Genomic DNA, 7,896 nt, shown 5'->3' with positions numbered 1-7,896 from the left:
GCTTTCTGAACCAGCCAAGGGTCGTTTTCGAGACGGATCACTGTACCGGGTTTCAGTTCTTTACCAGTTTTCATTGCATATATCCGAAATTTGGATGGGATTTACAAAATTCAAGGTGGCGTATCATATCCAACTTTCATAAAACTGCACCAGCGCCGTCGCAAGATCGGCCTGCAAGCCCTGTTCCAGACACCATGTTTCAGCGTGCAGGCTCACCTCCGGCCAGTGTTCCAGCAGCCTTTTCCACGCTTGGGCCATATCGGCCTCGGTGTTCCAGGCTTGCCAGAGCCCGATCAGCGCCGCCCTTGCGTCCGGTGATAAGTCGGCGGTGTACAGCTCGAGGAACGCGTCGAGCTTGTCGAGATGGATGTCTTCGTCCTGTCGATAGATGTGCCACAGCAGCGGCCGACCGGCCCATTGGGCACGCACGAACGAGTCTTCGCCGCGCACGGCGTTGAAGTCGCAGCACCACAACAGCCGGTCATATTGCTCTTGGCGGACGAACGCAATCACCTGCACCGTCAGTGCTCCGCGCTGGTGGATATCCCCCGCTGCCAGCCGGTCCAGGCCCAGCCAGCGCTGCACATCGCCGAGAATGCGCCCCTCGGGAACCAACAGATGAGTGGCACGCCCGTCCGTCGATAACACCTCCAGCCAACTGGCCAGCCCAGCATTTTCGTAGGCAAACAGTGAGATCAGCCGCGCTCCGGCTGTAGGAGACACGCCCAAGGCTTGCAGGAAATGTTGCTGCGCGCTGGCATCCTGCTGAAACGCCTGACGCTGCTCCAGCAATCCCGCCTCGCGCAGCAGGCCACCGGTGCCAGGCCTGAACCCAGGGAAGAAGAAGAACTTCTGCACCCCCTTGAATTTCACCGACGGCAACTTGTGGCAGCCCACCACCCATTCTTCGGCACTGAGGTAATCCAGGTTCATCCACAACGGCACACGCTCGTGGGCCGCCATGGCTTCCATGTACTCAGGTGGCAACTGGCAGGCAAACGCGGCGATCACCACATCCGCCGCGGGCGCCGCCACCCATTCGGCCGGCCAATGGCGCACTTGCACGCCTTCCTGCCATTGCAGGTCTTGCCGCACATCAATGTCCGGGCACATGCGTTCGAAGGCGCGCAGGTCGTCGACCCACAAGCACACATCACAGGCATGCTCCACCACCAATTGCCGGGCCAGGCGCCAGGTCACGCCGATGTCGCCGTAGTTGTCGACGACGCTGCAAAAAATATCCCAGCGGGCTCTCATTCCGGGCTCCAACGTTCAAAGGCTCGATTGTCCGCATAAATGCACGGATGCAGAAGGCTTGATCGCGATTATTCTGCACAGTGGCTGTGCGACAATCGCCGCCACGCCGCAAATGCCCGCCAGGAGGCAATCATGTCCGATCGTTCGTTGTCGCTGTTCAAGCTCAGTGTCTCTATCGCGTTCGGCGTATGGCTGGGGTTTATCGCCATCGTGCTGACCACTTGGCTGGCCTCGCGCTACCTGTTCCCGCAGAGCCTGGCGCCGGTGGCCCAGGCGGTGCAGCAATTGGGCAAGCCTGCGGTGGTGGCACCGGAACCGCCGAATCGTATGTTCGAGCAATACCAGCAGAACCTGCAGAAGCAGGAACAGCAACAAAGCCTGGACCAGGCGCGCAACAATGCGCGCAACCTGTCCAACCCCAAATGCCAGTTCTGGCTGCAACAGGACCAGAACGCGCCCAACGAAAAGACACGTGCCAATGTCCTGCAATTCTGTGATTGATGACCATGAATAAACACGCCGTCCACCAGCTGATCCTGGAAAAGCTCAGCGTCGATCTCGACATTGCCCAACGTGCCGCGCAGACCGCCTACGAAACCGCGACCCACGAAGAAAATATCGCCGAAAACAAGTACGACACCTTGGGTCTGGAGGCCTCTTACCTGGCGGCCGGGCAAGCCAAGCGTGTCGAGGAGATCAAGCAGGCGTTGACGCTGTGCCAGGCCATGGCACTGCGCCCCTACGATGATCAGCGGGGCATAGCGGTCGGCGCGCTACTGGGTCTGGAAGACGAGAATGGCCGCCAGCAATGGTTGTTCCTGGCGCCGGATGCGGCGGGCTTGAAAGTGGACGTGGTCGGGCAACCGGTGACCGTCATCACCCCGCGCTCACCGCTGGGCAAAAGCCTGCTGGGCAAGTTCGAAGGGGATGAGGTGGAGATTCTGGTAGCGGGCGCTCGGCAACATTTCACGGTTACCGAGGCTAAATAACCCTAGGGTAGGGCTTACTCTGGAGAGGGCGTTTGCGCCCTCCCCACAGTGTCAGTGAACCGGTAGTTCTACGCCGTCGAACAGCTCTTCCAGCTCCTGCTTGTTGTGGCACTGGATCGCCTTGGCCATGACCTCACGGGTGAGGTGCGGCGCAAACTTCTCAATGAAATCGCACATGAAGCCACGCAGGAACGTGCCACGACGGAAGCCGATCTTGGTCACGCTGGACTCGAACAACTCGCTGGCATCGAGCACCACCAGGTCTTTGTCGAGTGCGGTGTCGACCGCCATCTTGGCGACGATCCCCACGCCCAGGCCCAGGCGCACGTAAGTCTTGATCACGTCGGCGTCGGCGGCGGTGAACACCACTTTCGGCGTCAGGCCGCGATGGCTGAAGGCTTCGTCAAGTTTGGAGCGGCCGGTGAAGCCGAACACGTAAGTCACGATCGGGTATTCAGCCAGGGCTTCCAGGGTCAGCTTCGGCAGCTTGGCCAACGGGTGACCCTGAGGCACGACGACGCAACGGTTCCAGCGGTAGCACGGCATCATCACCAGGTCACCGAACAGCTCCAGGGCTTCGGTGGCAATGGCGAAATCGACGGTGCCATCAGCGGCCATCTCGGCGATCTGCATCGGCGAACCCTGGTGCATGTGCAAGGCCACGTCAGGGTACTGCTTGATGAAATCGCGAATCACCGGCGGCAACGCATAACGCGCCTGGGTGTGAGTGGTGGCGATGGACAGCGTGCCCTTCTTCTCGTTGGAGAATTCCTGGGCGATCTGCTTGATGCTTTCGACTTTGCGCAGGATCTCGCCAGCGGTGGTGATGATGCGCTCACCGGCCGGCGTGACACGGGTGAGGTGCTTGCCGCTGCGCGCGAACACTTCGACGCCCAACTCGTCTTCGAGCAGGCGGATCTGCTTGCTGATACCGGGTTGCGAGGTGTAAAGGCTTTGAGCGGTAGCGGAAACGTTGAGGTCGTGGTGCGCCACTTCCCAGATGTAGCGCAGTTGTTGGAGCTTCATATGTGTCCCTCAAAGCAGATAGACGCCACGGGTATCAGCGACGGTATATAACTATATTAAAGGTTCGATGGATAAATCTAGAACTTTTTATCGTTTTCACCCATCAGACGTCATCACTGCGTCGACGTTGCAACGAAGGCACCAGGTAAACCGGCACCGTAGACAACTGCAGCACCCGTGCAGCGGTGCGCCCCAACGGAGTAGCCGCTGCGGTTGCATGGCTATGACTGCCTACGATCAACAGATCCACGGAAAGTTTACGCAGTTGGTCGAGTATCACCTCGCACGGGTCGCCCTGAATCACCCGTACCGAACGAATCAACTTCAGGTCCTGCTCCCCATCCCCCAACTCCTCGCGAAAACTGTCCAGCACCCGCTGTTCGATCGTCGCCATCACCGTGGTCAGCCCCTGGCTCTGCCATTCACTCAGGGCCTGCTCATCAAGGTAGCTCTGCAGCACCGATTCGGCGAACAGCCCGATGGGCTCGACCACATGAATCACGTACAAGTCCGCCTTGAACGTCCGCGCCAACGCCAGCGCATGCTGCATCACATAAGGCGCATACAGGCCGAGGTCCGTGGCGTACAGCATCGAACGAATCATAGAACCTCCTGGGCTGCCAGGATGGCGGAGATGAACTGAGCTTAGCAGCGCCCGGACGACTTGGATTGAGTTAGCTCTTCACCTCATTACTGATGCCATGGGGTACATGCCCGGTGGCCACAAACTCCCTGGCTTTCTCGCAATGACCGGCCTGATCATCGAAAAACACGTCGGCGGCGAACGCTTCCAGGAACGCGGATTTTTCCAGGCCGCCGAGGAACAAGGACTCGTCCAGACGTATATCCCATTCACGCAAGGTGCGGATCACACGCTCGTGGGACGGCGCCGAGCGGGCGGTGACCAGCGCGGTGCGGATGGGGCACGCGTCATCTGGAAACTCGCGCTGCAACAAGTTGAGTGCCGCCAAAAAACCTTTGAACGGACCGCCGTGCAACGGCTGGCGTGCCGACTCCCGCTCATTGGCCTGGAACGCTTCCAGGCCGCCGGCCTGGTACACCCGCTCCGACTCATCGGAAAACAGCACAGCGTCACCGTCAAAGGCAATGCGCAATTCTTCGCTGGAAGCGCGGTTCGGGCCGCCGGACAAAATCGTCGCCGCCGCGAACCCGGCATCGAGGGCACTGCGTACATCTTCAGCATGGGTCGAAAGAAACAGATGGCAACCAAAGGCGGCCAAATAAGGATAAGGACTACGCCCTCCTACGAAAGCGGCGCGGGAAATATCCAGACCGTAATGCTGAATAGAGTTGAACACGCGCAGGCCGGTGTCAGCACTGTTGCGCGACACCAGTACCACTTCGACCCGGGCACGGCCAAGGCTGGCATTCAGGCTCAGCAGCTTTTTGACCAACGGGAAGGCGTCGCCGGGCTCAAGGAATTCTTCTTCGTGTTCGATCTGGTACTGGCGGTAAGCCTCGACGCCTTGCGCGAGGTAGACCTTGTGGCTGTCGCTCAGGTCGAACAGTGCCCGCGACGAAATCGCCAGCACCAGTTTGTCGCCCAATCCTTTTGCCATGGTGTGTCCCTCGACTCAGCGGTTGTGCCGATCAATAAAACTCAAGGCCTGGTAAAGCGCCTGCATCCGCGGCAGTTCGCAACCGGCGGCTTTGGCGGCGGCGAGTGGCCGGGCATAGATCGCCGCCAGTTCCAGCGGGCGTTTATGCACGTGGTCGTGGTACATGCTCGGCAGGTAGTCGGCCATGGTTTCGGTCATGGTGAACATCTGCTCGGCGTAGCTTTGGGGAATGTCATGGCCACAAGCGTGGGCGCCCTGCACCACTTCGGCCATCAGCGCCTGGATCAGCTCACGACTGGACTCGTCCGCCATCATGGCCGTGGTGCCGGTGCCCAATAACACGGAGAGGCCGTTGTAGGGCACGTTCCACACCAGTTTGTGCCAACGGGCCTGATGCACATTGGCCATGGCCTGGGACTCGATGCCGGCCTGATGAAACAGCGCCGCACCGGCTTCGACAATCGCCTTTTGCCGGGCGTCATCATTGGCCGCCGAGCCACTGTGGTAACCCAGGTTGACCCGGCCCAACGCCTGATGCTCGACAACGCCGGGGGCAGAACGGTGCACGCCGATGTAGCACAGGCCTCCCAACAGGTGCAGCGATGCTGGCAAGTGTTCACGCAGGCTGTCTTCGACATCGAGGCCGTTTTGCAGCAATACCACCTTGGCATCCGGGGCCGCCACCTGGGCGAGGGTCGGGGCCAGCTCGACGTTGCCGGTCGACTTGGTGCCCACCAGCAGCCAGTCGCACGGCGGCATATCGGCAGCACGGGCGTAGGCCTGCACCGGGTGCAGGTGCAGGGTTCCATGCACCGTGCTGTTCACGTGCAGGCCGTGCTCGCTGACGGCCGTGTATTCACTGCGCAACAGGAAGTGCACATCGAAACCGGCGCGCGCCAGCATCAAGCCGTAGAAACCACCGATGGCGCCGGTGCCGATGATGCCGATCCGTGGCGATTGGGGTGTAGCTGCTGTCATGGCAAATCCTCAGGTGGACGGGTGAGTGCCTGTTTTACGGCATCGAAAACGTCGTCACGCGTAAGACGTGTCTGTATCTGCCCGAGGAATTGACCCTCGCACACCACGAACAACGCCGGCAAATGAAAGATCTGGTAGCGTTCGACCGCACCGCCGTTGTGCCCGGCGTCCACCCAGCACAACCGGTCCACCGGCAGCGGCCAGCCCGGTAATTGCTGGCGCGCCCAACGGCAACTGGAACACCCATGGCTTGTGAACACGACGAGCGAAATACCTGGCAATCCCAGCAATTGCTGGTCAATATCCAGGTCGGTCAATTCCAGTTCCTTCACTATACTGCTGCCACTGCCGTCAATTGGACGGTGCTCGGAGTCCGTGTACATGGGTCGTTTTTTACCTCACCCTGATGATGTCGCTGTCGAGTTAATCCAACGCCCCTCTCCCGCTGTCCCCCGCCAACGCCTGCACACTATCGGCCTGGGCGGTGTCGCCTGCAATTGGCCGCGTGCCTGGCGCGAGGGCACGGCGGTTGACCTGCATATCCCGTCCTTGGGCCCCAGTGCGCGTTATCCGGGTTATGTGGCGTGGTGCCGCAAGGTGGAAACCGGCTACCGCGTCGGCATTTCGTTTACCGATGAACATGCCTTGTTCGGTGCACGCATGGGTGAGCAAGCATGCCGGATAGAGCGTTACTGCCGCCAGCACGAAGATGCCGAGCCGACACCCCAGCAACTCGAAACCCTGGCCCGCGAGTGGGTATCGCGTCATGCCAGCGAGTTCTCCCATGAGGCCTTTGTGGCGCCAGCGCTGGATTAAAGCGGGCTTTGCCCATTGTCGCGGGCCCGTGTTACGCGCTAAGGTTCCTCCCCCCTGCATCCAAATCATGCTGTGCTCCGCCGCACGGGGATGGCTGGCGGCCGGCACCCGTGACCCTGACGAGTAACACGATGGCTGATTTACCGATCAATGACCTAAACGTCGAATCCAACGAGACGCTGATCACACCCGACCAGCTCAAGCGCGAAATCCCCCTGAGCGACGCTGCCCTGCAGACCGTCACCAAGGGCCGCGAAGTCATCCGTGACATTCTCGACGGCACCGACCATCGCCTCTTCGTCGTCATCGGGCCTTGCTCGATCCACGACCTCAAGGCTGCCCACGAGTACGCCGAGCGCCTGAAAGTGCTGGCGGCGGAAGTGTCGGACACCCTGTACCTGGTGATGCGCGTCTATTTCGAAAAACCGCGCACCACCGTCGGCTGGAAAGGCTTGATCAACGACCCGTACCTGGACGACTCGTTCAAGATCCAGGACGGCTTGCACATCGGCCGTCAACTGCTGCTGGACCTGGCCGAGATGGGCCTGCCCACCGCGACCGAGGCCCTGGACCCGATTTCCCCGCAGTACCTGCAGGACCTGATCAGCTGGTCGGCCATCGGCGCACGCACCACCGAATCCCAGACTCACCGGGAAATGGCGTCCGGCCTGTCCTCGGCCGTGGGCTTCAAGAACGGCACCGACGGCGGCCTGACCGTGGCGATCAACGCGCTGCAATCGGTCTCCAGCCCACACCGTTTCCTGGGCATCAACCAGGAAGGTGGCGTGTCCATCGTCACCACCAAGGGCAACGCCTACGGTCACGTGGTGCTGCGCGGCGGCAATGGCAAGCCCAACTATGATTCGGTCAGCGTTGCCCTGTGCGAGCAGGCGTTGAACAAGGCTAAGATCAAGCCGAACATCATGGTCGACTGCAGCCACGCCAACTCCAACAAGGACCCGGCCCTGCAGCCGCTGGTGATGGAAAACGTCGCCAACCAGATCCTGGAAGGCAACCAGTCGATCATCGGCCTGATGGTCGAGAGCCACCTGAACTGGGGTTGCCAGGCGATTCCAAAAGACCTGGCCGACTTGCAGTACGGCGTGTCGATCACCGATGCCTGCATCGACTGGTCCGCCACCGAAAACACCCTGCGCAGCATGCATGCCAAGCTCAAGGACGTCTTGCCGAAACGCAAACGCACCTGACTTAACGCTGCGCACACAAAAACGCCGGGCTTAGCCCGGCGT

The 7,896-nt window shown here is 60.6% G+C and carries 10 protein-coding genes and 1 pseudogene; 4 read left to right on the top strand and 7 right to left on the bottom strand.

Features of this window, described 5'->3' with window-relative positions:
• A pseudogene (locus AC3ZU9_RS30915) lies at positions 1-74 on the bottom strand (elongation factor P); the annotation flags it as partial.
• 49 nt (positions 75-123) lie between these two features.
• Positions 124-1,257 carry an elongation factor P maturation arginine rhamnosyltransferase EarP gene (earP, locus tag AC3ZU9_RS30910; protein WP_250948563.1) on the bottom strand — a complete coding sequence of 378 codons (1,134 nt, stop codon included), beginning with the start codon at positions 1,255-1,257 and terminating at the stop codon, positions 124-126.
• Positions 1,258-1,389: 132 nt separating this feature from the next.
• Between earP and AC3ZU9_RS30905 the strand changes: the two genes are divergently transcribed.
• Positions 1,390-1,758 carry a hypothetical protein gene (locus AC3ZU9_RS30905; RefSeq protein WP_043205008.1) on the top strand — a complete coding sequence of 123 codons (369 nt, stop codon included), beginning with the start codon at positions 1,390-1,392 and terminating at the stop codon, positions 1,756-1,758.
• Between the two features lie 5 nt (positions 1,759-1,763).
• Positions 1,764-2,246 carry a GreA/GreB family elongation factor gene (locus tag AC3ZU9_RS30900; RefSeq protein ID WP_012722989.1) on the top strand — a complete coding sequence of 161 codons (483 nt, stop codon included), beginning with the start codon at positions 1,764-1,766 and terminating at the stop codon, positions 2,244-2,246.
• Positions 2,247-2,297: 51 nt separating this feature from the next.
• Here AC3ZU9_RS30900 and cysB read toward each other — a convergent pair whose 3' ends face one another.
• The 5 genes from cysB to AC3ZU9_RS30875 form a co-directional block, all read right to left on the bottom strand.
• The gene (cysB, locus tag AC3ZU9_RS30895; RefSeq protein WP_012722988.1) at positions 2,298-3,272 is read right to left on the bottom strand and encodes an HTH-type transcriptional regulator CysB; all 975 of its coding nucleotides are present in this window, start codon (positions 3,270-3,272) and stop codon (positions 2,298-2,300) included.
• A gap of 103 nt (positions 3,273-3,375) precedes the next feature.
• Positions 3,376-3,876 (bottom strand): universal stress protein, encoded by a 501-nt coding sequence (locus tag AC3ZU9_RS30890; protein WP_012722987.1) that lies wholly within the window; start codon positions 3,874-3,876, stop codon positions 3,376-3,378.
• A gap of 70 nt (positions 3,877-3,946) precedes the next feature.
• Positions 3,947-4,852 carry a 5'-nucleotidase gene (locus AC3ZU9_RS30885; protein WP_490091763.1) on the bottom strand — a complete coding sequence of 302 codons (906 nt, stop codon included), beginning with the start codon at positions 4,850-4,852 and terminating at the stop codon, positions 3,947-3,949.
• A gap of 15 nt (positions 4,853-4,867) precedes the next feature.
• The gene (locus AC3ZU9_RS30880) at positions 4,868-5,830 is read right to left on the bottom strand and encodes a putative 2-dehydropantoate 2-reductase (RefSeq protein WP_046035037.1); all 963 of its coding nucleotides are present in this window, start codon (positions 5,828-5,830) and stop codon (positions 4,868-4,870) included.
• Positions 5,827-6,213, bottom strand: a complete 387-nt coding sequence (locus AC3ZU9_RS30875) for a YbbN family protein (RefSeq protein WP_012722984.1) — start codon at positions 6,211-6,213, stop codon at positions 5,827-5,829. The genes AC3ZU9_RS30880 and AC3ZU9_RS30875 overlap by 4 nt, the downstream gene beginning before the upstream one ends.
• Between AC3ZU9_RS30875 and AC3ZU9_RS30870 the strand changes: the two genes are divergently transcribed.
• Both AC3ZU9_RS30870 and AC3ZU9_RS30865 read left to right on the top strand, forming a co-directional pair.
• On the top strand, positions 6,212-6,646 hold the full coding sequence (locus tag AC3ZU9_RS30870; RefSeq protein ID WP_012722983.1) for a PilZ domain-containing protein: 435 nt from the start codon (positions 6,212-6,214) through the stop codon (positions 6,644-6,646). The genes AC3ZU9_RS30875 and AC3ZU9_RS30870 overlap by 2 nt on opposite strands.
• Before the next feature lie 131 nt (positions 6,647-6,777).
• Positions 6,778-7,854, top strand: a complete 1,077-nt coding sequence (locus tag AC3ZU9_RS30865; RefSeq protein ID WP_010211874.1) for a 3-deoxy-7-phosphoheptulonate synthase — start codon at positions 6,778-6,780, stop codon at positions 7,852-7,854.
• Positions 7,855-7,896: the final 42 nt, after the last annotated feature.

The sequence above is a fragment of the Pseudomonas sp. A39 genome (genome assembly GCF_058145955.1).
Note: the sequence above shows the minus strand (reverse complement) of the source record. Positions and strands in the feature narration are given on the sequence as shown.